21 protein-coding genes and 1 tRNA gene are annotated in these 25,775 nt (G+C 54.5%); 16 read left to right on the forward strand and 6 right to left on the reverse strand.

Annotated features, from left to right (window positions below):
- The first annotated feature begins 66 nt into the window (after positions 1-66).
- Positions 67-1,143: an alkene reductase gene (locus tag GWA01_RS09030; protein WP_146796646.1), complete on the forward strand. Its 1,077-nt coding sequence runs from the start codon at positions 67-69 to the stop codon at positions 1,141-1,143.
- A 44-nt stretch (positions 1,144-1,187) separates the two neighbouring features.
- Here GWA01_RS09030 and rlmB read toward each other — a convergent pair whose 3' ends face one another.
- Positions 1,188-1,976, reverse strand: a complete 789-nt coding sequence (gene rlmB / locus GWA01_RS09035; protein ID WP_186819525.1) for a 23S rRNA (guanosine(2251)-2'-O)-methyltransferase RlmB — start codon at positions 1,974-1,976, stop codon at positions 1,188-1,190.
- Positions 1,977-2,045: 69 nt separating this feature from the next.
- Between rlmB and GWA01_RS09040 the strand changes: the two genes are divergently transcribed.
- The 5 genes from GWA01_RS09040 (at position 2,046) to GWA01_RS09060 (ending at position 7,331) form a co-directional block, all read left to right on the forward strand.
- Positions 2,046-2,131, forward strand: a tRNA-Tyr gene (locus GWA01_RS09040).
- Positions 2,132-2,635: 504 nt separating this feature from the next.
- The gene (locus GWA01_RS09045) at positions 2,636-4,819 is read left to right on the forward strand and encodes a bifunctional diguanylate cyclase/phosphodiesterase (RefSeq protein WP_222592703.1); all 2,184 of its coding nucleotides are present in this window, start codon (positions 2,636-2,638) and stop codon (positions 4,817-4,819) included.
- 94 nt (positions 4,820-4,913) lie between these two features.
- On the forward strand, positions 4,914-5,789 hold the full coding sequence (locus GWA01_RS09050; protein ID WP_146796655.1) for a peptidylprolyl isomerase: 876 nt from the start codon (positions 4,914-4,916) through the stop codon (positions 5,787-5,789).
- A gap of 157 nt (positions 5,790-5,946) precedes the next feature.
- The gene (locus GWA01_RS09055; RefSeq protein WP_146796658.1) at positions 5,947-7,065 is read left to right on the forward strand and encodes an alkene reductase; all 1,119 of its coding nucleotides are present in this window, start codon (positions 5,947-5,949) and stop codon (positions 7,063-7,065) included.
- Positions 7,066-7,079: 14 nt separating this feature from the next.
- The gene (locus tag GWA01_RS09060; protein WP_146796662.1) at positions 7,080-7,331 is read left to right on the forward strand and encodes a hypothetical protein; all 252 of its coding nucleotides are present in this window, start codon (positions 7,080-7,082) and stop codon (positions 7,329-7,331) included.
- Between the two features lie 28 nt (positions 7,332-7,359).
- Here the strand turns inward: GWA01_RS09060 and GWA01_RS09065 are convergent, their stop codons facing one another.
- Complete coding sequence (locus tag GWA01_RS09065; protein ID WP_146796665.1) at positions 7,360-7,971, reverse strand: NAD(P)H-dependent oxidoreductase; 612 nt, start codon at positions 7,969-7,971, stop codon at positions 7,360-7,362.
- Positions 7,972-8,022: 51 nt separating this feature from the next.
- Positions 8,023-8,442, reverse strand: coding sequence for an SRPBCC family protein (locus GWA01_RS09070; protein WP_146796668.1), 420 nt, complete (start codon positions 8,440-8,442; stop codon positions 8,023-8,025).
- Between the two features lie 217 nt (positions 8,443-8,659).
- Here GWA01_RS09070 and GWA01_RS09075 point away from each other — a divergent pair, with 217 nt between their 5' ends.
- The gene (locus tag GWA01_RS09075; RefSeq protein ID WP_146796671.1) at positions 8,660-8,848 is read left to right on the forward strand and encodes a YqaE/Pmp3 family membrane protein; all 189 of its coding nucleotides are present in this window, start codon (positions 8,660-8,662) and stop codon (positions 8,846-8,848) included.
- Between the two features lie 65 nt (positions 8,849-8,913).
- Here the strand turns inward: GWA01_RS09075 and GWA01_RS09080 are convergent, their stop codons facing one another.
- Positions 8,914-10,317: a sugar porter family MFS transporter gene (locus GWA01_RS09080; protein ID WP_146796674.1), complete on the reverse strand. Its 1,404-nt coding sequence runs from the start codon at positions 10,315-10,317 to the stop codon at positions 8,914-8,916.
- A 412-nt stretch (positions 10,318-10,729) separates the two neighbouring features.
- On the opposite strand from GWA01_RS09080, the gene GWA01_RS09085 reads away from it, so the two are divergent.
- From GWA01_RS09085 to GWA01_RS09110, 6 genes are all read left to right on the forward strand, one after another.
- Positions 10,730-11,788, forward strand: a complete 1,059-nt coding sequence (locus GWA01_RS09085) for a transglutaminase family protein (protein WP_222592704.1) — start codon at positions 10,730-10,732, stop codon at positions 11,786-11,788.
- Positions 11,789-11,811: 23 nt separating this feature from the next.
- A complete protein-coding gene (locus tag GWA01_RS09090; RefSeq protein ID WP_371858436.1) occupies positions 11,812-12,642 on the forward strand; it encodes a transglutaminase-like domain-containing protein in 831 nt (276 codons plus the stop codon).
- 102 nt (positions 12,643-12,744) lie between these two features.
- Complete coding sequence (locus tag GWA01_RS09095; protein WP_146796677.1) at positions 12,745-16,335, forward strand: PAS domain-containing protein; 3,591 nt, start codon at positions 12,745-12,747, stop codon at positions 16,333-16,335.
- Positions 16,336-16,453: 118 nt separating this feature from the next.
- Positions 16,454-17,290, forward strand: coding sequence for an aldo/keto reductase (locus GWA01_RS09100; protein ID WP_146796682.1), 837 nt, complete (start codon positions 16,454-16,456; stop codon positions 17,288-17,290).
- Between the two features lie 85 nt (positions 17,291-17,375).
- Entirely contained in the window at positions 17,376-18,554 is a 1,179-nt protein-coding gene (locus GWA01_RS09105; RefSeq protein ID WP_146796685.1) for an outer membrane beta-barrel protein, read from the forward strand.
- Between the two features lie 50 nt (positions 18,555-18,604).
- Complete coding sequence (locus GWA01_RS09110) at positions 18,605-19,081, forward strand: flavin reductase family protein (protein WP_146796688.1); 477 nt, start codon at positions 18,605-18,607, stop codon at positions 19,079-19,081.
- Here the strand turns inward: GWA01_RS09110 and GWA01_RS09115 are convergent.
- Together GWA01_RS09115 and queF are read right to left on the reverse strand one after the other, a co-directional pair.
- On the reverse strand, positions 19,078-19,905 hold the full coding sequence (locus GWA01_RS09115) for an aminoglycoside N(3)-acetyltransferase (RefSeq protein ID WP_146796691.1): 828 nt from the start codon (positions 19,903-19,905) through the stop codon (positions 19,078-19,080). The genes GWA01_RS09110 and GWA01_RS09115 overlap by 4 nt on opposite strands.
- A gap of 3 nt (positions 19,906-19,908) precedes the next feature.
- Positions 19,909-20,406, reverse strand: a complete 498-nt coding sequence (gene queF / locus GWA01_RS09120) for a preQ(1) synthase (RefSeq protein WP_146796694.1) — start codon at positions 20,404-20,406, stop codon at positions 19,909-19,911.
- Between the two features lie 172 nt (positions 20,407-20,578).
- Between queF and typA the strand changes: the two genes are divergently transcribed.
- From typA to GWA01_RS09135, 3 genes are all read left to right on the forward strand, one after another.
- On the forward strand, positions 20,579-22,399 hold the full coding sequence (gene typA / locus GWA01_RS09125; protein ID WP_146796697.1) for a translational GTPase TypA: 1,821 nt from the start codon (positions 20,579-20,581) through the stop codon (positions 22,397-22,399).
- A gap of 271 nt (positions 22,400-22,670) precedes the next feature.
- Positions 22,671-22,973, forward strand: a complete 303-nt coding sequence (locus GWA01_RS09130; protein WP_146796701.1) for a hypothetical protein — start codon at positions 22,671-22,673, stop codon at positions 22,971-22,973.
- A 389-nt stretch (positions 22,974-23,362) separates the two neighbouring features.
- Positions 23,363-25,474 carry a hypothetical protein gene (locus GWA01_RS09135; protein WP_146796704.1) on the forward strand — a complete coding sequence of 704 codons (2,112 nt, stop codon included), beginning with the start codon at positions 23,363-23,365 and terminating at the stop codon, positions 25,472-25,474.
- The last annotated feature ends 301 nt before the right edge of the window (positions 25,475-25,775 follow it).

Raw genomic sequence — 25,775 nt, forward strand, 5'->3', positions numbered from 1 at the left:
ATCACAATATTCCTATAGTTCGATTGTTGTCGAACTATTGGTGTTTCGATGCAAGGAGTGATTAACATGCCTAGCCTGTTCGATTCCATCGACCTTGGCGCAGTTCACGCTGCCAATCGCATCATCATGTCGCCCCTGACGCGTGCGCGTGCCACCGAGGGAGCTGTTCCTACGCCTCTCATGGTTGAATATTACGCCCAGCGCGCTGGCGCCGGTCTTATTATTTCGGAAGCCACAGGAATTTCACGAGAAGGTCTTGGCTGGCCCTGGGCTCCAGGAATCTGGAGTGCAGAGCAGGTGGCCGCCTGGAAGCCGATCACCAAGGCCGTTCATGAGCGTGGTGGGAAAATTGTATGCCAGCTTTGGCATATGGGCCGTATGGTTCATTCGTCTGTGACAGGGCTTCAGCCGGTCTCGGCGTCTCCGACGACTGCTCCCGGGCAATCCCATACTTATGAGGGCAAGAAGCCCTATGAAGAAGCCCGCGAGCTTCGAGTTGATGAAATTCCTCGTATTCTGGCTGATTATGAGAATGCGGCACGGAATGCGATTGAAGCCGGGTTTGACGGTGTTCAGATACACGCTGCGAATGGCTATCTGATCGACGAATTCCTGCGTGATGGAACCAACCATCGCAAGGACGAGTACGGTGGGGCCCCAGAGAATCGGATCCGTTTGCTTCGTGAAGTGACAGAGCGCGTTGTGGCCACGATCGGTGCGGATCGTACAAGCGTGCGTCTATCGCCAAATGGTGACACGCAGGGCACCGATGACAGCGCGCCGGAAAAGGTTTTCGTGCCCGCTGCGAAGGTTTTGCAGGATCTGGGCGTGGCATGGCTTGAACTGCGTGAGCCGGGGCCTGAAGGAACGTTTGGCAAGACTGACGAACCGAAGCTGTCCCCTGAAATTCGTAAGGTGTTTAGTCGTCCTCTGGTCCTCAATCAGGATTATACGCTTGAGGATGCTCAGAAGGCTGTCTCTTCCGGTCTGGCCGATGCTGTGAGTTTTGGGCGCAAATTTATTGCAAACCCGGATCTCCCTCGCCGCTTTGCTGAAGAAATCCCTTTGGCGAAGGACGACATGGCGACATGGTACAGTCAGGGCCCAAAGGGTTACACGGACTACCCCTTCGCGGATGAATAATTGTTAAATATGGGCGGTGCCCGTGCCGCCCATATTTATGGGTTTTAGCTGGCGATCGCTGTGCGTGCCAGTTCGTAGAGTGCGACGGCTGCCGCGTTGGAAACATTCAGGCTTTCCATATTTCCGGGCATATAGACACTCGTGATTTCATCGCATGTTTCGCGGGTAAGGCGGCGCAGGCCAGCCCCCTCTGCGCCCAGCACGAGAGCGACGCGGCGTTCTCCGAAGCTGGTACCATTCAGACGGGTTCCCCCGGCGTCCAGTCCCACGACCCACAGCCCCTCCTGTTGCAGGGCTGCGAGTGCTCGGGACAAATTAACCTCTCTCAACACCGGGACGACATCGAGGGCACCAGAGGCGGCCTTCGCCATGGCGCCTGTTTCTGGTGGGGTATTTCGGTCCTGAACCAGAACCGCTGCAGCGCCGAAAGCTGCGGCAGAACGTAGAATTGCACCGATGTTACGCGGGTCCGTTACCTGGTCCAGAACAAGAATTGGGCCCGGGCGGTCAAGCGCATCAAGGATCGATGGGGGTGTCAGAGGCTCGACGCGCAGGCATACGCCCTGATGCACGGCATCGCGTTCACACAGACGGTCCAGCCTTTCGCGATCCACGATCTGTGGTGAACGATCTGGATGTCGTGCACGGATCGTTGCACCGGCTTCTACGGTTGTCAGCAGTTCGTGCACAACGCGTTCCGGGTTGGAGAGCGCTGCGTCTACTGCATGCAGGCCATAGATCCAGTAACCCGCACCAGCAGCAGGTTTCGCGGAGCGGCCTGCGCGGGCGGGCGTGGAGGAGGACTGAGAGCGGGATGAGGATCTTCTTGCCATGAAAAGGCATATAATCGACAAACAGCGATTGACATAGCGCCGGATCCGCCATATTCCAGCCGCCGACCCGGAGAGGTGCCCGAGTGGCTAAAGGGGGCGGACTGTAAATCCGCTGGCGTACGCCTACGTTGGTTCGAATCCAACTCTCTCCACCAGGTCTCCTCATTTCGCTCATAAAGATCAATTATTTAGTGGGTCAGCTGCTTGTCTGACTCATGTTGAAGTTTGGGCTTTAGAGGTATCTTGGGGAATTTTCTTCGGAAGGCTGCTTGTAGGGCATCTTGCGAGTAGAAAATTATGACTCTGTTTTTGAGTAATTGCTAAGCTGGACTTATCATAGCTAGCTGCCCATTTCCGAGAAATTTGGTTATGACAAATACGGAAGCATTCTTGTCTCCGTTGTATAAAATTAATTTTAAATCACGATTATGTGAATAATTCTGAAGGTATTATTTACTAAAGAGAAACTTCAGTCTGAGATAATGCCCTTGCAATGAAAGGGTAGCGCGTTGACGGTCTTTGAATGCATATGGGTTCAACATGATCGATTAAAAGTTATTCTCGCAGCGTTTATTCTGCTTTTGACTGTGCTGGCGATGTTCACATTGCTGGCGCGAAGCGCAGAATGTGATGCTCGTCGTCGGAATAGCTGGAAAGCCGTGGCAGCATTCGCTGGCGGACTTGGCATCTGGGCAACCCATTTCGTCGCGATGCTGGCTTATCGTGGCGCTGTCGTCATGGCTTTCGATCCGCTCCTGACTGCATTGTCGTCTGTGATAGTCGTCTTGGGGCTTTGGGGAGCGCTGAGGCTTCCGGGTGGAGGAGGTATTGTCCGCTCTCAGACAGCAGCGCTTATCTCAACCGCAGCCATCGCTGCCATGCACTACATAGGCATGCAAGCCACGCGTGCTGCCGCACAAATTCACTATAATGCAGAGCCAGTTATTCTAGGAATAATTACGACAGACTTATTGCTGGGCGCAGCTTTTTTGTTCTTCGAGCGCTTGACCGGCTGGGGCCGTGTGTGGTTGCCGGCAATGCTTACCTTTCTGGGCGTGTGTGTTTTACATTTCAGCGGGATGTCTGCGACCAGCTTTATTCCGGATCCCAGCTTACCCAAGGTGATAGTGGGGGGGCTCGGTCGTATCTGGCTGATCGACGCTGTGTCGATTGTCGCTGGAGCTGTAACGATAATGACGATGGTCGCTGTAGTGATCGATCGTTATCTCACCGATCTCAAAGGGTTTGCGGAAGCAACGTTAGAGGGCGTTGCTATTGTTCGTGAGGGGCGCATCGTCGAAGTGAACAGCGCCTTCGCGCAACTGGTTGGTACCACTGAGAAGGCACTCATAGGCGCTAATCCGGATAATTACCTTTTGTTAGCAGATGGTTTGCCGACAGACATGACGCGAAACATGCCAGTTGAAGCTGCGTCACGCGACAACCCGAATCTTCATATTTTTGAATTGGCTGTTCGAACGATTGAATATCGGGGTCGGCCGTGCCAGGTGCTCGCGCTCAGAGATCTGACTGCACAAAAAGAAGCGCAGCGTCAGGTTTCGCATTTGGCCCTTCACGACGCTCTGACTGATTTGCCTAATCGTACACTTTTCAAAGAGCAACTTGATCACGCGATGGCGTGGGCTGCACGGACACGAAATCCCGTTGCAATTCTGGCTCTTGATCTCGACAGGTTTAAAGCTGTCAACGACCTGTTTGGCCATGCTGAAGGTGACCGGGTATTGAAGGCGGTTGCAGATATTCTACAGCGTTGCGTTCGTGGCGTGGACACTGTGGCGCGTATTGGCGGCGACGAATTTGTCATCCTTCAACTTGGGGGTATGCAGCCAGACGGTGCACGCCTGCTGTCGGAGCGGATTTTCAAGACGTTCAAAGAAGAAATGAACGTTGCTGTTGACCCTGTGGCCGTTGGCACAAGTATTGGGGTCGCCATCTCTTCTCAGGATGGTCATGACGGCGAGACGCTACGGCATGCTGCTGACATTGCATTATATAGAGCGAAATCAGCCGGTCGTGGCGTCGCGGCATTTTATGACCCTGAGATGGATCGGGAGGCGCGTGAACGACGACAGCTTGAAACTGATTTGCGCCACGCAATTTCGCGCAATCAACTCCATCTTGCTTATCAGCCGCTTGTTAACGCCGTGAATGGTGTCTGTTCAGGTTATGAGGCTCTGCTCCGATGGTCGCATCCTGATCGTGGTGAGGTGCTGCCTGACAGTTTTATTCCGATCGCTGAGGAAACAGGGTCCATTATAGCTCTGGGAGAGTGGGTACTCCGGGAGGCTTGTCTGACAGCAGCCCAGTGGGAGCCTCATCTGTCCATCGCAGTTAACGTGTCGCCGGTTCAGTTCCGCTTGGCCAACCTTGCTGAGATGGTGGCCAAAGTCTTAGCGGAGACCAACCTTGCACCAATCCGCCTTCAGTTGGAGATCACCGAAACTGCGCTCATGAAAGATAGGATGATTACGCTGGGCACGCTTTATAAACTCAAGCGTCTGGGTGTCAGTATCGTGATGGATGATTTCGGAACGGGCTATTCTTCGCTCAGTAACTTACAGAGCTTTCCTTTTGACAAAATCAAGATTGATCGCAGCTTTATTTCAACGATGGAGGGTGGTGGTAGCGCACGAGCGATCGTTCGTGCGATCGTGGGGCTTGGGCGTGGTCTTAACCTTCCCGTAGTGGCCGAAGGCGTCGAAACTGAAGCGCAGCATAAAATGGTCATTGAGGAGGGGTGCACCGAGGCTCAGGGTTATCTGTTCGGTCGACCCGGCAGCATGATGGTTATTGCGAGTAAAACATTTGCTGAGGCTGGTTGAGGTTTTCTTTGCGTCTTTGTTCTGGAGGCGTATGAAAACTCGCTTGTTTCGAAATAGTCTATCCGCATGTGGAATAGTTGGGCATCATCATTCCATGCATGCACGTTTTGTTTTTCTCTCGCTAATCCTGTTCAGCGTTCCGGCACACGCGGCGGTGTCGAGCCCTTCGGAGATCGTTGCTCATGCACCACAGAGCGCGTGGCGTAAGGTCGCTCCAGATCGGCTCCTGTTGATGACGACTGCTGATGGGAAAAGAATCATGATTGAGCTCGCTCCTGAATTCGCGCCGGTGCATGTTGCGAATGTCGTGCGTCTTGCACGCGCTCATGCGTGGGATGATGGGGCCGTCATTCGTGTGCAGGATAATTATGTTGTTCAGTGGCGCGTACGGGATGAAAAGGCTGCCTTGCCACGTGGTTTCGTGGAGCATCCTCCCGCTGAATATGACAGGCCTGTGCCGGGCACTGGCTTTCGTTCGCTCGGCTATCCTGATTCCTATGCCCCCATGGCTGGCATTGCAGCCGGTTGGGGTGTGGGGAGTGATGGGAAGCGGATTTGGCCTGCACAGTGTTATGGGGCTGTGGGTGTGGCTCGTGACATGCCGCCAGATACGGGCGATGGGCGTGAGCTTTATGTTGTGAATGGTGAAGCGCCGCGCCAGCTTGACCGTAATCTTGCGGTTGTCGGACGGGTTCTTGTGGGAATGGAGGAGCTTGCTGCGCTCCCTCGTGGAACCGGGCCACTGGGGTTTTATACGGATGCACGCCAGAATATTCAGATCAAGAATGTGATGCTTGTTGCCGATCTGCCGCTGGCGGAACAGCCGAATGTGCAGACGATGCGAACTGAAAGTCATTCTTTCGGAGCTTATGTCGCTGCCCGTGCGGCTCGGAAAGATCCGTTTTTTGTGCATGCTGCGCGTGGCGTTGCGCTGTGTAATGTGCCGATCCCGTCGCGGGAGATCCGATAGTTCAATTTGGCCGCGCAGCGCGTTTATTCCAGAATGGAATTTCATCTATGTCATTAAGCTGTCTGCCAGTTTTGCGCGTGAGTGTTCATTCCTTGTTGTGACAGTTTCACAACCCTGCACTGCTTGGAAAAGTAGTTCAGAACAGGAATGATTTAACATGGCTGATCTTCTTTTTTCTCCGAAATTCGTAGGCCCTGGGCGGCTTGAACATCGGGTTGTCATGGCGCCGTTAACCAGAATGCGCTCAAGCGCTGGCAACCTGCCCAATGATCTGATGCTTGAATACTATATCCAGCGCGCGACGCCGGGTGGTCTGCTGATTTCCGAGGCGTCTCCGGTTGCTCTGACCGGCTATGGTTTTGAGCGTGCGGCAGGCATATATGACGATGCACAGATACTTGGATGGAAGCGCATTACAGACGCCGTCCATGCAAAAGGCGGCCGGATGATGCTGCAGTTGTGGCATGTTGGTCGGCAGTCTGCGCGTGTTCTTCAACCTGACGGTGCAGCGCCCCTTGCGCCGTCTGCAATCCGGTCTGAGGGTACAGCTTGGACGCTGAACGGCACAGTGCCGTACGATATGCCCCGCGCGCTTGAGCTTGATGAAATTCCGGGGTTGATTGATGCCTACCGTCAGGCTGCTTCGCGCGCATTGAAGGCGGGATTTGACGGTGTCGAAATTCATGGCGCCAATGGCTATCTTCCGGACCAGTTCCTTCAGGACGGTACGAACCGGCGGACTGACGCATATGGTGGTCCAGTTGAAAATCGTGCTCGTTTTCTTCTGGAAGTCACGCAGGCCGCGATTGATGTCTGGGGAAGTGAGCGGGTTGGAGTGCGCCTGACCCCTAGTGGGTCTTATGGTTCAATGTCCGACAGCAACAGACATGCAACGTTCAGCTATGTTGCGCAGAAGCTTGAGGCGATGGGTGTCACTTATCTGCACATCGTTCAGCCGCGGATTGGTGTGGATGCAGAGCCTGATCCTGTGGATGTTTCTGTTTTGCGCCCTCTTTTTTCCCGTACCATTATCGCCGCTGGCGGGTTTACCCGCGAGAGCGCCGAGAAGATGCTGGAGTCCGGGGATGCTGATCTGATTGCGTTTGGGCGGAGTTTTATTGCCAACCCAGATCTGGTCATGAGACTTCGTAACAGCTTGCCGCTGAATCCGTATGATCGTTCGACCTTTTATGGAGGAGATGCCCGCGGCTACACGGATTATCCATTTTATGCTGCCACCAAGGGCGAGGCGACGACTGCCTTTTCGACACTCTGATAGGGCCACTCGTCATGAACGCCGGACATACACATAGTTCTTCAAACCCTGCTGCCGGTATGGAGGCTGGCAGCAGGCCGGTGCATCTTCTTTCTGGGTTTCTCACTCTGGGCGTCATTCAGCGTGAACTTCCCGGGCCTCTTACGAGCCTTATTCCGACGAGTATCCAGCTTGGTTATGCCGCAGGGTTGTTTCTTCTGGTTCCGGTCGGGGATCTGCTGGCGACGTTGCTACAGGCACGAAGCTGGATTGGCAGAAGGGCATGAGGTCATCATGCCCTATGGGTTTGTGGGGTTACTTGTCTGTGGCTGGCTTGGGGCACTCAAACCCGAGGGTTTGTGCGAGATGCTCACGGTAATGCTGGAGCGTGGTGTTCACTGCCGGAGCTTTGATGACGTCTGTTGCCAGATATGTGGGTAGTGGCGTCATACCCAGAAACTGGTTTGCCTTGTGGAAGGGGAAATAGACTGCGTCGACCCCTTTACCTTCAAAGAACTGCGCGGGGTCCACGAAGGCTTCTTCCGGGGCGTTCCAGGTCAGGGAAAGCATATATTTTTTGCCCTGAATCATACCGCCTGAGCCATATTTCTGATCAGGGTGTGAGCGGCTTCGGCCGTCACTTGCGTAGAGGGAGCCGTGGCCTGCGGTAAATACTTCGTCGACGTATTTTTTGACAGTCCACGGAGCTCCCATCCACCAGCCTGGCATCTGATAAATGACCAGATCTGCCCACAGGAAATTCTCGACTTCTTCCTGGACGTCGTATCCAGCGTCGATTTTTGTCTGACGGATATTGAAGCCCGCATTCGACAACAGCTCGACCGCAGCGTCATGGAATGTGTCGTTCAGTCGGCCGTAGGAGTGTGCGAAGGCTTTTGAGCCATTCAGAAGAAGAATGTTTTTCATTGGATGGTGTCCTGCACGAAAAGGGCTGGGGATGAGGGAGAGCCTGCACGATCAGGCTTTGTGTTCCAGAAGGTTTTTGGCGTGAAGCAGGGCCGATGCGTATGCGGAGCGATAACGTTCCCCTGCTTCTGCGGCGCTCAGGCCTATGGGATTGAACTGACTGCTCCAGCTTGCGCGGCACTGATTATCGGATACGGCTGTGACTGCGACCTTGCCTCGATAATCCTGAACCGGGTCCGGGCCTTCGACATAGGCGTAGGTGTATGTGCGCTGCTCTTCATTGAAGGTCAGCAGGCGCTCTACGATGTGAGAGCCATCTGCGGTTGTGAGGGAACGGACGCGCCCGCCGTTTTGCAGAACGCTTTGTGCGATCATTGGGATCCAGAGGCTCAGGTTGTCAAAGCCGCCCAAAAGCTCCCAGGCCTGATCGGCGCTTACGGCAATATCAATTTCGCTGATTGCTTCGGTCATATCGTTTCCCAGCCTGCCTTGATTGCAACGTGAGCCTGATCATGCAGGGCATAAGTCAGATTGATAATGCGCTCCCGTTCCACATGAATTTGGAATAAAATTCACAAATGATGTGGGTGGTGTTTAAGAAAGCCTGCTGATCTCATGAGCTTGCATTGCGTCATGAGGGAATGTCGCGAAGAATGAGACTCTGTCTGTATGTAAGAGGAAAAATTCAATGCGCCTTCTGCTTGCCCTGTTGCTGCCCTGGCTACAGTTTTTCACGATTGGACGGCCTTTCGCCGGGATCATTTGCCTGATTTTGCAGATCACGGTGATTGGCTGGATACCGGCGGCCATCTGGTCTGTTTATGCGCTCAGCCAATACACCACTGATCGTAAGATTGCCCGTGCCGGCCGAGGCTGAGAAATAAAAAAGCCCCTGTTCCTTGCGGAACAGGGGCTTTTTCAACACGTATCAAGCGATGAAATTTATCGGCCGATTTCGCGCAATTTGGCGCCAGTATTGAGCTTGCGTTCAATGGATTCGAGGGTGACGCCCTTGGTTTCGGGAACGAAAAACAGCGTGAACAAGATGAAGAGCGCGTTGAGTCCCGCGTAGATCCAGAATGTCTTGGACGAGCCGAATGCGCTCAGCATTGGCAGGAAGGTCACGCCGACGATCATATTGGTGATCCAGTTGGTGAGCGTTGAGCAGGTGATACCGAAATCGCGGCCCTGCAGGGGCTGAATTTCGGCGCAGAGCGTCCAAACCAGTGGTCCAGCCGAGAAAGCGAAGCCTGTGATGAAGCAGAGCAGTACGGCGACCGAGAGATAATGCAGCATGTCGCTCGACGTTGGGCCAGCATTCAGCAGGACAGCCAATGCGCCGAGGCCGGCAGCCATGATTGCGAACCCCGTTACCAGCATGGGACGACGACCCCAGCGATCGACAAAGCCAATGGCGATGAAGGTTGCCAGGAAATTGACAAGGCCCACGATGGCGGTGCCCCACATCTGTCCGTCCTGTCCGAAGCCTGCGCTGCCGAAAATGCGCGGGCCGTAATAAAGAACGACGTTCATACCCGTGAACTGCTGGACAAGCTGAAGCCCCATGCCGAGTGCCACGGAGCGGCGAAAATTAGGGTTTTCAAGAAACAGGCTCAGCCCGCGCTGGGTCTGTGTGAGCTGAGCACGGATATCGTTGATTTCCGCATGAGCGTGTTCTGGAGAGCTGCGCAGAACGGCCAGTGTGGATTCTGCTTCCCGATGACGGCCCTGCAGCATCAGCCAGCGAGGGCTGTCTGGCAGGAAGAACGAGCCGATCAGGAAGAATGCACCTGGAATAGCGACGACACCAAACATCCAGCGCCACGCATGACTGTAGGAGAACAGTGCATCTGAAATGAAGGCCAGAAGGATCCCGAGCGTGATCATGAGCTGATACATGGCAATGAGGCTGCCACGGCGTTGTTCATCTGCGATTTCTGAGATGTAGAGCGGGGCCACGTAGCTTGCGATGCCGATCGCAAGGCCAAGCACGGCACGACCGATGATCAGCAGGGCGACAGATTGTGCGAATGTGCAGGCAAGTGCACCGAGCACAAACAGGAACGCGCTCAAGGTCAGGGATTTGCGGCGGCCGAGAGCAGAGGACGTGCGTCCGGCGCATAATGCGCCTACAGCCGCTCCCAGCATCATTGAAGAGACAATCCAGGACTGTGCAGTTTCCGAGGCATGGAATTCGTCGGTGATGAAGCCGAGCGCACCGGAAATGACACCGATATCGAGGCCGAACATCAGGCCTGCCACGGCAGCGAGGACAACAGCCAGAACCATGCGCCCTACCAAAGGGGGCTTCTGGGCTGTTGATTGAGTGAGCATTGTGTCGCTCATGGAAGAAACTCCGGCCGTCCCCGCAGGGAAGGGTGGTGGAAGCGGATGAAAAGCAGCGTGATGCAGAGGGCCAGCCACAGGCAGTCCCGATACGTGCCGGGTGCATCGGACTACAGAATTATAGATCTGTAAGCTCTCTATAATTACAGCATTTTTAGACTTCTCACGTCATGACATTCCCGTGATGCTGGGTCTCATCAGGCAATCGTGTCCGTGATGCCGCCCTTCACACGCAGAGCTGAATCTGTCGTCGGAGAGCTTAGGAGAGAGGCGATATATGTCGCCATGTTTGCAACCTCTTCGACGGAGGTTTGGCTATTTCCGGCCAAGTCTATTCTCAGTGCCGGAATACGCCTTGTTTTTTCCGTGCCTTGGGAGGCGAAAGCGTGGCTGGAAGAAAAGTCTCGTTCCCGTGGGGGATCGCGCGCCCGTAATAAAGCTTGCGTCGGGGCAGGGGACGGGGAAAGGTCCGGGCTTCGTTTCTTCTGTTCAGGTGGTCATGCCGGTTCTCAGCGTCGAGCACATTACCATTTATCGCTACCGGCGCCCCGTAGGGTTCGGGTTGCACCGACTGTTGGGGCGTCCGCGTGATACAGCGGACCAGCGACTGCTTGACTGGACGGTAGAGGTCTCTCCGTTTCCTGTGGGGATGCATTCTGTTCTGGATGCGCTGGGCAATCAGGAGACGTGGATTGATCTGCCGCAGCGGGCCCGTGAGCTGAAAATCGTGAACCGCCTGCGTGTGGATCATGTCGCCATTCTGCCTCAGGACAAGTTGCTTACAGAAGGTGCGCGCTGCTTCCCCGTAGCATACGAGGGCAGCGATATTTCCGACCTTGCGCGGTATCGGGAATCAGACCCCTCAGACTCTCATTCCGATGTTACGGACTGGGCCCGGAGTTTTCTGGATCATGGTGGACGGACACCTGTTCTGAAACTGCTTCAGCGCATGGTGGAGACGATCCGAGAGGATTTCACTTACCTGGCGCGACATGAGGAAGGTGTTCAGTCTCCGACGCGAACGCTCGCTCTTTGTAGCGGGACGTGTCGGGATTACGCTGTTCTGATGATTGAAGCCGTTCGTGCGCTGGGTTTCGCGGCGAGGTTCGTGACGGGATATCTTTACTGTCCCCCTGTTGTGGGGGTGGAGGAAGTGCATCACGGTGGCGGTGCGACACATGCCTGGGTTGAAGTATTCCTGCCCGGGCTGGGTTGGGTGGATTATGATCCGACCAACGCCATTGTGGGCTCTCGCGATCTGATCCGGGTGGCTGTTTTCCGGGACTGGCGCCGTGCAGCTCCGCTTTCGGGCACGTGGACCGGGTTCCCGGCAGATTTTCTGGGTATGGACGTGACCGTGAAGGTCTGTCGTGAAGAGGGAGCTTCAGACGAAGAGGGTAAGGCAGTTGAATGTCTTGTGCAGACGACGCAGGCAGGGAACGAAAAACCTCAGCAAGCGCTGAATGTCTGATATGAAGCCGGGAGAGACAGCAGATGATGCTGATACGTGCGGGATACGACATTTCTTTTTCCACACGACACGATACGCCTCTGCTACTGGTGTTAAACGTACATCCTTCCCGTGAAGGGGATTTGCAGACGCCGCAGGTGATGCAGATTTTTCCTGACGTTCCCAGACATTCCTATACGGATGCGTTTGGAAATATCTGCACCCGGGTTGTGGCCCCGGCCGACGGCCTTCGGGTTCGTGCGGAATTCATTATCAGCGATAGTGGAGAGGAAGATCCTGTTGCATCCGATGCAGTCCAGCATCCGGTTGAAGAGCTTCCTGACGATGTGCTCGTTTTTTTGCTGGGCAGTCGTTATTGCGAGACGGATCGTCTTTCGGACATTGCGTGGTCTTTGTTCAGTGGCACCCGGCCGGGATGGGAGCGCGCGCAGGCCATCACGGCGTATGTTCATAATCGTATAAAATTTGGCTACGGCCATGCGCGTTCTACCCGGACGGCATTTGAGGCGTTTCAGGAGCGTGTAGGGGTCTGTCGTGACTATGCGCATCTGGCTGTGGCGCTGTGCCGGTGTATGAATATACCAGCGCGTTACTGCACCGGATATCTTGGTGATATTGGTGTTCCGACCGTTGATGATGCGATGGATTTCTCGGCATGGTTTGAGGTGTATCTCGGTGGTCGGTGGTATACTCTTGATGCGCGGCATAATTGCCCACGTATTGGGCGTATTCTGATGGCCCGGGGGCGGGATGCTACGGATGTTGCGATTTCCACGGCCTTCGGCAATGCGGGGCTGAGCGGGTTTGAAGTGATTACGGAAGAAATCGGCCCTGACGCACTGGATATGTCATAAGGGCTCGCTCGCGGACTATGACTGTGCGGTATCTAGGGATACCCTTGGGAAGGAGCGTGTTGTCGTCATCCTGTGAAGGACGTCGACGCACTGTAGAGCGCTATGGGGATCGAGACTGCGTTCGTGCGTATTGAGAGAACGCGCCAGGTACTGCGCGAGATATCCTTTTCAGACCTTCTGGCTCTTGCCGCATTACTTGGCGGGGGAGATGCTGCGCTGCTTGTCAGGGACGGGCGTGGCTGCTGGTGTCTGGGTGTGCATCAACCCTCTGGAACGCTGGGGGAGGAGGCTCTCCGGTCATTGGAGGGGCTTGGCGAAAGAATACCCCTGGAGTTTTTGCAACTGTGGGAGGATGCGCCTGAAATATGGCTCTGCATCGCCCGGAAGCCCGTGCTTCCGGAAGGGGTGGAACCTATTCTTGCTCTGTGTCGGGAAAAAATCCGTGATGCTTTGGAGATGTCTTCGGTTGAGCCGATTGGTCTTTCGGGGACACGGGATCGCCTGCGTCTGCGTGTGCAGCGGTTGGCGGAATCAGGAGAGATCGCATTTTTCCGGTGGGATGGTGAATCCAGGCTCCTGAGAGGAGATCACAGATTCGCTGCCATTTTCGGGATTTCTGTCTCGGTGGCGGCGCGGGGCGTGCCGCTTTCTGTCGTGACTAAAATGATCCATCACGATGATCGCGCCATTTTTCTGGATGAGCTGCAGGAAGGCCTGCGCAACGTGGGCCGTTATGAGCAGCGCATCCGCATTCTTTCTGCGGGTGTGGAAGGCGCCGCGCCTGCGGTCCGTCATCTTCTGGTACGGGGCTGGAAGGAAAATATTTCCGGTGATCCCGTTCTGAGGTGCAGCGGACTCATTATTGATGTGTCTGCGGCCTCTGTTACCGAAGAGGCCTTGCGATCGAGCGAGGCTTTTACAAGGCTGTTGCTCTCCAGTTCGTCCGACTGTTTCCAGGTTTTGGATCAGGATGGAACGATGCGCTTCATCAGCGAGGGAGGTGTCCGTGCGCTGGAGCTAAACAGCCCGATTATTCTGCATGGGCGCCCGTGGATTGAGTTATGGCGAGGGCGAGGACGCAAACAGGCTGCTGATGCGCTCGCGCAGGCCTATGCAGGCAGAATGGCGCGTTTTCAGGGGTATGCCGACACGATGCAGGGGCATCGGCGCTTCTGGGATGTGTGTGTAACGCCGATTGCCAACGAAGAGACCGGCCGGATTGAGAGAATTCTGGTGACCAGCCGGGACATGACGCAGGTCAATCAGGCAGCAGAACGCCTGCAACTCGCGCTGGATGCCGGGGCGATTGCGGGCACCTGGATGTGGGATGATACAGCAGGGCTGGTCACTGGGGACAGCCGGCTTGCTCTGACGCTGGGCATTGATGTGATAGCGCTCGAAAAGGGTGTTTCTCCTGACCTGATTTATGATGCTCTTGATGTCCGTGATCGTGAGCAGGTTTCTGATGCAATAAACCGGACGCAGGCACAGGGCGGTCCGTGCCGTTTCGAATTTCGTATTCCGCGTGATGATGGTGCGCACTGGTTTGAAGCCAGTGGATATTGCGATCTGATGGAGGATGGGGGCGCTTTTCGTTTTCTGGGCATTATTTCCGATATCGATGTCCGCAAACGGCAGTCATTACGACAGGCGGCTCTGGTGGAGCTGGGGGACGGTCTACGCTCCCTTCATGAGCCACAGGACATGGCAAAGTTGGCCGCCAGAATATTGTGCCGGGAGTTGGGTAAGGTCTGGACGGGATATGCGGATGTCAGTCCGGACGGAAATATTGCTTCTGTTCTGGTCGATTGTTGTAGCGCGCCGGGAATGCATTTCATCAAGGGAGATCACCCTCTTCAGGACTATCAACTGATCCTGCAACGTGGTCAGACGGTTGCCATTTCGGATGTGCAGAAAGAGCCTGCGGCGAGCAGAGGGCGGGATATGCTCGCCGGACTGGGCATTCGGGCCGTTCTGAATGTGCCGCTGTTCAAGTTTGGGCGGCTTGTCGGGGTGATGATGGTGCATTTTGGTGCGCCGCATGTCTGGAGTGAGGAAGAGATCGTTTTCACGCATGCCATGGCGGATCGCACCCATGCTGCGATGCGACAGGCGCGGACTCAGAAGCAGCTCCGCCAGCTCAATGAAATGCTTGAGGCGAAGGTCGTTCAAAGGACGCGCGAGAGAGATCGGCTCTGGTCCATTGCGAGTGATCTCTTTGCCATCATCGACAGCAACGGCTGTTATACGTCATTGAGCCCGAGCTGGCAGAAGGGGCTTGGATACAGGGTTGAGGATCTGGTGGGCGTTTCTCTGGATACGCTCTGCCATGCAGATGATCAGAGTGCGGTTCTGGATGCGTTTCGCAGTCTGGAAGAAGGGGCGTCCTCGATCAGTCTGGATATCCGGATGCATCATCATGACGGCTCGATGCGTCTGTATAACTGGCTTTATATCAATGAGAGCGGTGAGTGCTACGCGATCGGACGGGATATGACCGAACGTGCTGAGCTTGAGGAGCAGCTTCGCCAGTCTCAGAAAATGGAAGCGGTGGGCCAGCTTACGGGAGGGCTGGCGCATGATTTCAATAATCTGCTGGCGGGAATTGGTGGTGGCCTCGAGCTTCTGAGTGTGCGGATTGGGCAAGGCCGGACAACGGGGCTTGAGCGATATATCAATGCGGCACAGGAAGCCGTGCAGCGTGCTGCATCGTTGACGCATCGGCTGCTGGCGTTTTCGCGCCGCCAGACGCTTGATCCACGGCCTACGGATGTAAACGATCTGATTGAAAGTCTGGCAGGGCTTTTGCGTGGCACCGCCGGGCCTGCGATCAATCTGGTGATTGATCTCGAAACTGGCCCATGGTTGACGCGGGTTGACGCAAACCAGCTTGAGAATGCAGTGCTGAATCTGTGCATCAATGCGCGGGATGCCATGCCTGAAGGGGGCCGGATGTGGGTCCGGGCACGTAACCGGACTTTGGGGCGGGCGGAGGCTATGGAAGCTGATCTTCCGGCGGGAGACTATGTGCTTGTCGCGGTGGAAGACACCGGACGTGGCATGACGCCGGATACTGCAGCCAGGGCGTTTGACCCGTTTTTCACGACCAAGCCGATTGGGCAGGGCACAGGTCTTGGGTTGAGCATGATTTATGGCTTTGCCCGGCAGTCTGGTGGGCACGTGCGGATTGCGTCGGTTCCCGGGGAGGGAACGCTCGTGCGGATGTGGTTGCCGCGATATGTAACGGCAAGCACCGATCTGGAATCGCCAAAAGTCGCTGCATCACGCACGGTTCGTATGGATGGTGTGTCCCTGAAGGGCGTGCATGTCCTGGTTGTGGATGATGAAGCTGCTCTGCGCATGGTCGTCCGTGACGTTGTGGAGGATCTGGGCGGGACGGTGCGGAGTGCGGAAAGCGGCCCTGCTGCACTCCGGATGCTGGAGCAGGATCGCAACCTGCAGCCTGATGTTCTGGTGACGGATATCGGGATGCCCGGTGGCCTGAATGGACGTCAGCTTGCGCAGCGGCTTCGTGGGCGCTGGCCGAGGCTGCGTATCCTGTTCATCACGGGATATGCGGAGCAGGGGGTATTGGAGGACAGTGTTTTCGAAGATCACACTGCCATTCTGGTGAAGCCTTTTGGTCTGGAGGCGCTGGGCCGGAAGCTGGCTGCGCTGATGGATGATGGATAGCGTTCGACCGGGGCATATGCGTGTGTGAGGGGTGCGCTGAAACTGCTGAACCTGGGCCGGAACGCGGGCGTTCTGGCTGTATTGGTTTTTACGCCAGTAAGCTGTCAGGAAATTCGTGATGTCTGAAAAAATTTCTGTAGATGCCCAGGCACTGGTCACGCTGAATGATGGGCATGTCATGCCTCAGCTGGGGCTTGGTGTGTGGAGAACGCCTCCTGCCGAGACTGCCAGGGTGGTCCGGCTCGCTGTGGAGTTAGGGTATCGGTCTGTGGATACGGCCCGGCATTATGAAAACGAAGACGGTGTTGGCGAGGGCCTTGAGGGGCATCCTGAGGTTTTCGTGACGACAAAGCTCTGGAATGCGGAGCAGGGATATGATCGCGCCCTGAAGGCCTTTGACGAGAGCGCGCGTCTGTTGCGGCGTCCGATACCGGACCTTTTCCTGATCCATTGGCCCATGCCGACGCAGGGCCAGTATGTCGAGACCTGGAAGGCGCTTGTGCAGTTGAAAAAGGATGGGCGGGTCAAGTCGATTGGTGTTTCGAATTTCGAGGCGGAGCATCTTGAACGCATCATGGATGCGACGGGTGTGGCGCCAGTCGTCAATCAGATCGAGCTTCATCCTGAGTTCCAGCAACGGGAACTCAGAGTCTTCAATGCGCGCCATGATATTCGTACTGAAGCCTGGCGGCCGCTTGGAAAGGGCCGTGCTCTGGAAGATCCGCGCGTTTGCGAAATCGCGGCGCGGCATGGCAAGACCCCTGCTCAGGTTGTTATCCGGTGGCATTTGCAGAGTGGGCTGATCGTCATTCCCAAATCTGCCAATCCGGGAAGATTGGCCGAAAATATCGATGTGTTCGATTTCACGCTGCACAGTGCAGATATGGAAGCCATTGATGCGATGGATCGTGCGGAGGGCCGGATGTGCGCCCACCCCATGACGGCTGAATTCTGAATTCGTGAGTGTCTGCAGGGTGGTTCTTCCTCAGCCACAAGTAAGGGTAGGATCGGGGCGGGGCAGGGGGATACTCGCTGTTGCGATGGTCCTGTTATTAATGCTGCCAAAGACTGCGGCTGCGCAGGGCTGGTTTTCGGATACGGTTCTGGGCGCGCAGATCGAGGGCGGAATCATGGCGTCTTCCGCTCGCAGCAGCAAGAATACGAGCTTTGGGCAGCTTATTCCGGGGCGAAGTAATCAGCCCACGCTCGACCAGCTTGCGCTGACGTGGATCAAGCCTGTGGACCCTATCGGGGGTGGGTACGGGTTGGGTGTGAACCTGCGGTTTCTGTATGGGTCAGACGCCCGGAGTTACGTGATTACGGGGATTTCGGATCGGATTTTGACGGGGCGCTATCAGGTCATGCCGGTATACGCCAATGTTGCGCTGCATATGCCTTGGCTGACGAAGGGTGGGCTGGATGGGCAGGTTGGCGTTTTTGCTGCACCTATGGGGGTGGAGGCTCTCGATCCTTCGGTGCGGGCCTTTTATACTCTTGCTTACACGACGGAATACTCCACCCCGTTCGAGCATGTGGGGGGAATGTTCCAGTGGCACCTGAATACGCATTTTGATTTGCAGTTCGGGATGGACACAGGGAATCAGACATCCTTCGGTCGCGGTGACAACAACCATGAGCCTGCGGGGTATGTTGGTCTGTCAGGGAGTAATCTGGCGGGAGGTCCGCTGTCCTTCACCTATCTTTTCAGGGTTGGGCCGGAGGATGCGATCCGGGCCATCGGGCCACGTGCGAACTCGGCGCAACGATTCTGGAATGACCTGAACGGCACATGGAAATTTTCGGATCGCTGGAGTGTCAGCGCCGAGCTTAATCAGGTACATGATCAGGGGCTGCGGGCTGATACCTGGAGTGGTGTTGTGTGGGCTGCACTGAATGTGAGTCCTGTTTTGACGTTCAATGCCCGAACCGAGCTTTACCGCGATAACACCGGACAGTTTGTGACCCAGTATTTGGGAAATACGTCCTACGCGCAGACACTGCTGGGGCATCCGGCGGATACTCTGAGTGCTCCTGCCACGACATATGGCGATCTTTCCTTGAACGCGATCTGGCGGCCTCTGGTTGGTCATCATGTCAAGCTTTTCCAGATTCGGCCCGAAATCCGCTTTGATCGTTCGCTGAATGGGACGCGGCCATTCGGTGATTTCCGTAATGGCAGCAGGGTGATGGTCGGAGGGGATATGACGCTAGGTTTCTAGGGAGATTGGGGGGTAGTGCAGCTTGCAGGAAGTGTGGCAGAAATCTGCGTATGACCACACCGACTGATCTGGATTTTCGCCGCGCCATGTCGCATTTTGCCACGGGTGTTGCCGTGGTGACCACTCGTAGTAGTGCCGGAGAGCAGGGGGCTACGATTAGCGCCCTGACATCGGTTTCACTCGACCCGTTGTTGCTGCTCATCTGCCTGAATCGCGATAGTGCGACTTATGCTGCCATTGCGGAATCGGGTTATTTCGGACTGAGTGTTCTTAATAACAGCCATAAAGATGTGGCGATGCAGTTTGCCAGCCGAACTGCCGACAAGTTCGCCTCTGACGTTATTGAGCGCTCGGAAGACGGAACGTCTTTTATCAAGGACGCCCTTGTGCAGATGCACTGCGAGGTTGTTGAGACGTTTTCAGGTGGTACGCATGCGTTGTTCATGGCCCGCCCAACCAGCGTGAAGGTTCAGGAGGATGAGGCTCCGCTGTTGTATTTCCAGGGCAAGCTTGGGGTTGAAATCTAGCTTCGGGCAGAATCTGGTCTGAGCAATGCTGTGGCCATTGTCACGGCGTCTCGGAGCGGGAAAAAGCGGCTCTGAGCCATTCTGACGTGACCATGTCTGACAATCGCGCTGCCATCGAGTTTGGCGCCTAGTGCGGGGAAATTCTCCGCATCTGTCTCAGGCATGCTGAAGCGCACCCAGCGTCGCTGCCCCTCTACAGTCATGGGGGCTCCGTCGTCGTATCTTGGGCCGTTCGGGTTTGCCTGACGCTCTGCCAGATGCAGGGCGGTGCAGGTATCCCAGCCGGTTCCGATCATCAGGACCTGAGCATCCAGTTGTTGTAGTACACCCAGAGGGGATTTTGCGCCGAACGGATCTTCCAGTGGCTGTGTTGCCAGGATGGCCGCTGCGTTATGGCCTAGACCCGCGAAGGAGACCTGAGGGTGGCTGCTGCGTTGCACGCCCGGCCATGTCCTGAACTGCTCTGCGATGACGCCGAGGCCACGGGTTGGTGTCAGGGCCGGATCATAGGGGGGGGTGTTTGCGCGGATTGAGTCCCACCAGTGTTCGGGGACGGCTGGGTGCGCCCAGGCTGCGGGGTCGCTGAGATCCGATGACTGGGCAGGCATTATGAGCGTGCCGCCGCCATGTTGTGTTGCACCTGTGGCGGCGATCAGCGTTTCAATGCAGGTGCGTGCGCCCCCACAGACCCATCCGATGCGACTCATGGCTGTATGGACCAGAAGGGTCATTCCTGGTCGCACGCCTATCGCTCGCAGATCTGCCGCCATCTTTTCCTGCGTAATCGGTTCACCCGTGCGGGCGATGGCAGCGATTTCTGTCACGACTTAGCCGCGGCCGCGGTAGCCGGGTACGTCCTGCGATGGAATCCAGACGCCTTCGGGAGCGGCTCCTGTCTGCCAGAAAACATCAATTGGCATGCCGCCACGCGGATACCAGTAAGCCCCGATACGCAGCCATTGTGGGTCCAGCAGTTCGACAAGTCGTGAGGCGATCGTGACGGAGCAGTCTTCGTGGAATGCGCCGTGATTGCGGAAGCTGGTGAGGTAAAGCTTCAGCGATTTGCTTTCGACGATCCATTTTCCGGGGATGTAGTCGATGACGATGTGCGCAAAGTCTGGCTGTCCCGTGACGGGGCAGAGAGACGTAAATTCAGGTGCCGTGAAGCGTACGACGTACTTTCGGTCCTGATGGGGGGCGGGCACGCGCTCCAGTACGGCTTCTTCCGGGCATGTGGGGGCAACAGTCTGTCGGCCCAGTTGGCTCAGGGCGTCTGTGCCGGGAGCAGAAGGGCCGGTAGGGGCAGGAGAAACAGGTTCTGACATGGGAAAATTCCTGTAGATGCAGGGACAATTCAGGCAGGTTTGGCGCAGTCTGGCGGAGCGCTCAAGCTCCTTTCGAAAGATGGTTGCGTCTCAAAGTTTGCAAATTGAGGGGATTCGGTGCAGAACACGCCGCAAATCATCACCCTCCGATGCATCCGTCTGGAAGACCATCATGGAAATCCGTAATATCGCCATTATCGCTCACGTCGATCATGGCAAGACCACGTTGGTCGACGCACTCCTCAAACAGTCTGGTTCGTTCCGCGAGAACCAGCATGTCGCTGACCGCGCCATGGACAGTAATGATCTTGAGCGTGAGCGTGGAATTACCATTCTCGCCAAGTGCACGTCTGTTGTCTGGAAAGAGACGCGCATCAACATCATCGATACCCCGGGTCACGCCGATTTCGGTGGTGAAGTCGAGCGTATTCTGAGCATGGTGGATGGCGCGATCATCCTCGTTGACGCTGCAGAAGGCGCTCTGCCGCAGACGAAGTTCGTTCTGGGCAAGGCTCTCGCACGCGGTATCCGTCCGATCGTGGTCGTCAACAAGATTGACCGTAGCGACGCACGCCCTGACGAAGTGCACGAAGAGATTTTTGATCTGTTCGCGTCTCTCGGCGCCGACGAGCATCAGCTCGACTTCCCGATGCTTTATGCATCTGGCCGTCAGGGCTGGGCTGATCTGGAGCTGGACGGAGCGAAGAAAGATCTTTCTCCGATGTTCGATCTGGTGCTGCGCCATGTGCCGACACCCAATGTCGACAAGGAAGCGCCTTTCGGAATGGTTGCGACCATTTTGGAAAGCGACAACTTCCTGGGTCGTATCCTGACCGGCCGTATTGATCAGGGTCGTGCTCGCGTTAACATGCCGGTTCGCGTTCTGCGTCCTGATGGGACGATCGTTGAAAGCGGCCGTCTGACGAAGCTGTTGTCGTTCCGTGGTCTGGATCGTGTTCCGGTAGAGGAAGCTGAAGCCGGTGACATCGTGGCCGTTGCAGGTCTGTCCGACGCAACGATTCCCGATACGATTGCTGATCCTTCTGTTGAAACACCTCTGCCGTCGCGTCCGGTTGATCCGCCGACACTGTCCATGACCTTCCGCATCAACGATGGCCCCCTGGGTGGTCGTGAAGGCAAGAAGGTAACGTCTCGCCAGATCCGTGATCGTCTGTTCAAGGAAACAGAAGGCAACGTGGCCATTAAGGTTACGGAAAGTCCGGAAAGCGAAGCTTTTGAAGTGGCCGGTCGTGGTGAGCTTCAGCTTGGCGTGCTGATCGAGACGATGCGTCGTGAAGGTTTCGAGCTGACGATCGGTCGTCCGCGCGTTCTGTTCCGCGAGAATGCTGAGACCGGTGATCGTGAAGAGCCGTTCGAAGAAGTTCTGGTGGATGTGGACGAGCCTTACTCCGGCATCGTTGTTGAGAAAATGTCCATCCGTAAAGGTGTGATGCAGGACATGCGTCCGTCTGGTGGTGGAAAGGTTCGTCTGACGTTCCTGATCCCGTCACGTGGGCTTATTGGCTATCATGGTGAATTCCTGACTGATACGCGTGGCACGGGTCTGATGAACCGTCTCTTCTCGGGGTATCAGCCTTATGTCGGTACGATCGAAGGCCGTCGTAACGGTTCGTTGATCTCAGCTGAGGATGGTCAGACAACGCAGTATGCGCTGTTTGCTCTGCAGGATCGCGGCACGATGTTTGTCGATGCTGGTGAGAAGATCTACACGGGTATGATCCTCGGCGAGCATTCGCGTGAGAATGACCTTGATATCAACGCGGTTCGTGAAAAGAAGCTGACCAACATGCGTGCATCTGGCAAGGATGAGGCTCTGCTTCTGACCCCGCCTCGTCGCATGAGCCTTGAGCAGGCGATCGCTTACATCGAAGATGACGAGCTGGTCGAAGTTACGCCATCTGCGATCCGTATTCGTAAGCGTTACCTCGATCCGAACGAGCGCAAGCGTGCAGGAAAGCGCAAGGAATCCTGAGACATTTGTCTCTCTTCTTTGTAAGAAGGGCGCCCTGGGAAACCGGGGCGCCCTTTTTTATGTGAATTGATGTATTTTGAATTTTTCTATGCACCATGAATAAAAATGTCGGAATTGAGGCGTTTTTCTGCAGGTGTTCTCAAAACAAGCAAGATATCGGAAAGTTAATACGAGACGTCTAACTGTGTCAGTGATAACGTTTGTAGTGAGGTCACACATTTTTATGAATGAGTGACACCCACTGGAAGTATTTACTGGAGCGCTGTCTCAAATGCGTCTTTTCAATCGTACTCTGATCGCCGCCGTTTCTGCTTTGGCACTGACGGCAGCTCCTGCTTTTGCTGATCCTGCGACGACAGCGGTTCCTGCTGCTCCAGAAGTTACGGCACCTGCTCCTGTTCCGGCAGCGCCCGCTGAGCCGCAAGCTGCAGCTCCTTCAGTCACGACGCCTTCGGCTTCTGGTGCGGAAGCTCCGAAGAAGAAGCATCATGGCAAGAAGCACCATCACGGCAAGCATCACAAGAAGAAGGCTGCGGACTCTGCTACCGATACAGCTGCTGATCCAGCCAAATAAAATTGGGTATATCGCTTTTGGGCGATTGATGATTTTAGGAGAGGTCAGCTTAACAGCTGACCTCTTTTTTTGGCTTGATCCTAGGGCGTTTGAGACAATTTCATTGTCTGATTGTGAATGGCCAATGCTTTAATTATGGGCCTCTTGCCTTAATTTGACCTTCAGGAAATAGTTGAAGTTCACAGAGATTTGTGGCAAATTGCCATCATGCAAGATTTACACCTGCATACGCTTCTTGAGTGTGGTTACGCCACGCCAAGATAATTTATTAAAATATCCTAAATTCTTAAAAATGCATACTCTGAGCCTCTGTAAGCTGGGGGAAGCTGTTTCGTTTTTTTTGATGCCAAAAATCAAAAAGTAAGAATTTTTGAATATTTCTGGAACTAATGAGAGATATGAATGTGAATAATAAAGTTATTTACTCAACACTTATTCTTATTTCATCGCTCGGTGCTGCATCAGCTGATACTCCTGCTCCGCAGTCCTACAAATCCAATGGAAATTTTCAACCTGTTACTCTTGTGTCCAGTGTGAACGCTAATGGTAAAGTGGCTGTCACATCCTATAAAGGTAGTGATGGAAACTGGCACGATACCACGCCTATTGCTCAGATCTGTTCAGTAGACAGCACAGGGAGTCCGCTTCTGTGCCCTCCATATATTGATGGGCAGACTGTCGTGAATAATCTGCTGAACAAGGCGTCAGGGATTGCTGGCCTTGATGCCAGTGGAAACCTTGTCGCGCCTTTATCGACTACAGGCGAGATTCATGGCGGAATGGTCGCGCAGGCATACTATCCCCAGACGAATCTCACTATTCCGGCCACTAACGCGATTTCTACTGGTGACAACCTCGGCTATCATATCCTGGACGATCGTTCTGTTCTTCTTGGGGGCAGAAGTTATGCTGATAGTGCCCCCACTTTTATCTATGCCGCGCCTTATGGCGGTTCTTCTCTGGGAAGCACGCTTGCTGTTGCCATGACCAAACGCGGAGTGGGCGGCGAACAGGTCGCGATGGCGCCTCTTGGTACTGATGGTGGGGGCGGAATTTCGTCTTATCCTGAGATGGATGCAACTGCGACTTGGTTTTTTGCGCACGGCACCAAGCCCTGGGTTGAGGCAGGTCAGGATATTGCCAATTCTGATAATGTCGCCCGAACCGTCACATATGATTCTACGCATGCGTACTTTGCGCCTGCATTGCCTGCCCAAGAATTGGCACTGCTGCGGGTGGGTATGCATGTTATGACCAACTCGATTGGGTCTACACGAGCGGCTTCTACGCATTATCTCCAGCCAAACAATGATTACGCAGGAGAAATATCTTCAATTTCTCCAGATGGATCGTCAATTACGGTTGGGGGCTGGAGGGTACTAGGTGCGGGAAATACAGTTGCTACGCAGGTGCCATCTGTGGTTGGGCCATTCGATATGAATACTTGGCCTGGATATACGCATCCTGATATTTTTATGGGTACGTATACGCACGCTATTGTAAATAACTCAATGTGCTTTCTTGAAAAAAGAGAAAATCAGAATGCGGGGGATTATAATTCTCCGGAGGGAAATCAGTTTGGGTCTCCTGCTAATGATTGTGAAATAGAAGAGGCAGATATTGGCAGCCAGCTTCCTGATTACGAAGGAAGGGCTAAAGGCATTTTAGTTACTTACAATGGTCCTAATAAGCCATCTCTCGATAGCTATGATTTTATGGCAGCAGGTGGGACGCCAAATGGATATGTTGCTTGGAATGGTAGTCAAGCTAATAACTTTCTTTCGGATGGATTTTACGCTCATGCTCCAAATGGGGTAAATAGTGGGATAGACTCCAGTACAAATTATGTGATTGCAAATGCAGGCGATACTCGTGAAATGGCTGAATTTATTGGAAGTTCGGCAGTTCAGCCAAATGGAGATGGCTCGGGTGATAAAATTTCCCTTGTCGCTTTCGAGTCGTTGATTCAGGGAACTCAGAATATGGGGGCGAATCCCTCATCAAATGTGGCAGTGCATTGGTCGTATCTGGCAAACGGAACTACTACGGATGTCTCACAATTGATTGGTGGACAGACTGTCACGAAGGGAAACAGAAAGGGAGATATTGTTTTCAATGCTGATGGAGCAGGGGGCATTGGTATATATGGTGCAAGCCAAGATTCCGGTGTTCTTGTGCAGGCCGCAGGTAACGTTAGTTTGCAGAATGCGGGGGCGCAGGTCATTCTGACTCCTTCTTCAGGTTCAGATAAGCCTTTTATCTATGCGGCGGACGGTACAAATCTAAACGTAGCCAACTCTGTCGGTTCTGGCGTCGTGATTAATTCGTATGGATTTAGTGGGAGTGTGATTAAAGCGAACGCTTATTTTCAGGAAGTTCTCTCGACACCAGCATCATCCAGCGCTGCATGTAATGCGGGTCAGTTTACAGACGATGCAGAGTATCACTATGTATGTGTTGCTCAGAATAGCTGGAAACGTGTGGCTCTGAGCAGCTGGTAGTCTCCGATTTTCTATAAGAGCTTGCGTGGTCGGATTTCTCTGACCCGCAATGTATCAGAAAATAGGATGTGAGGCGAAACGACACCAAATAAACAGTGATGGGTACAAACGGAAAATTTGGATATTTTTATTTATCGAAAATAGGTAAGGTTGAATATTTAGTTGATAATTTTATATTTTATCTTCGTTTGGTAAGTTTTGTTATTTTTATATGGATATATATTTTAGTTTTATGATTAATATATTGATCTGGTAAAAATAAAATTCATGATTTATTATTCTCTATGAGGATGCGTTTTCC

Source organism: Gluconobacter wancherniae NBRC 103581 (assembly GCF_007988885.1).
GTDB classification, from domain to species: domain Bacteria; phylum Pseudomonadota; class Alphaproteobacteria; order Acetobacterales; family Acetobacteraceae; genus Gluconobacter; species Gluconobacter wancherniae.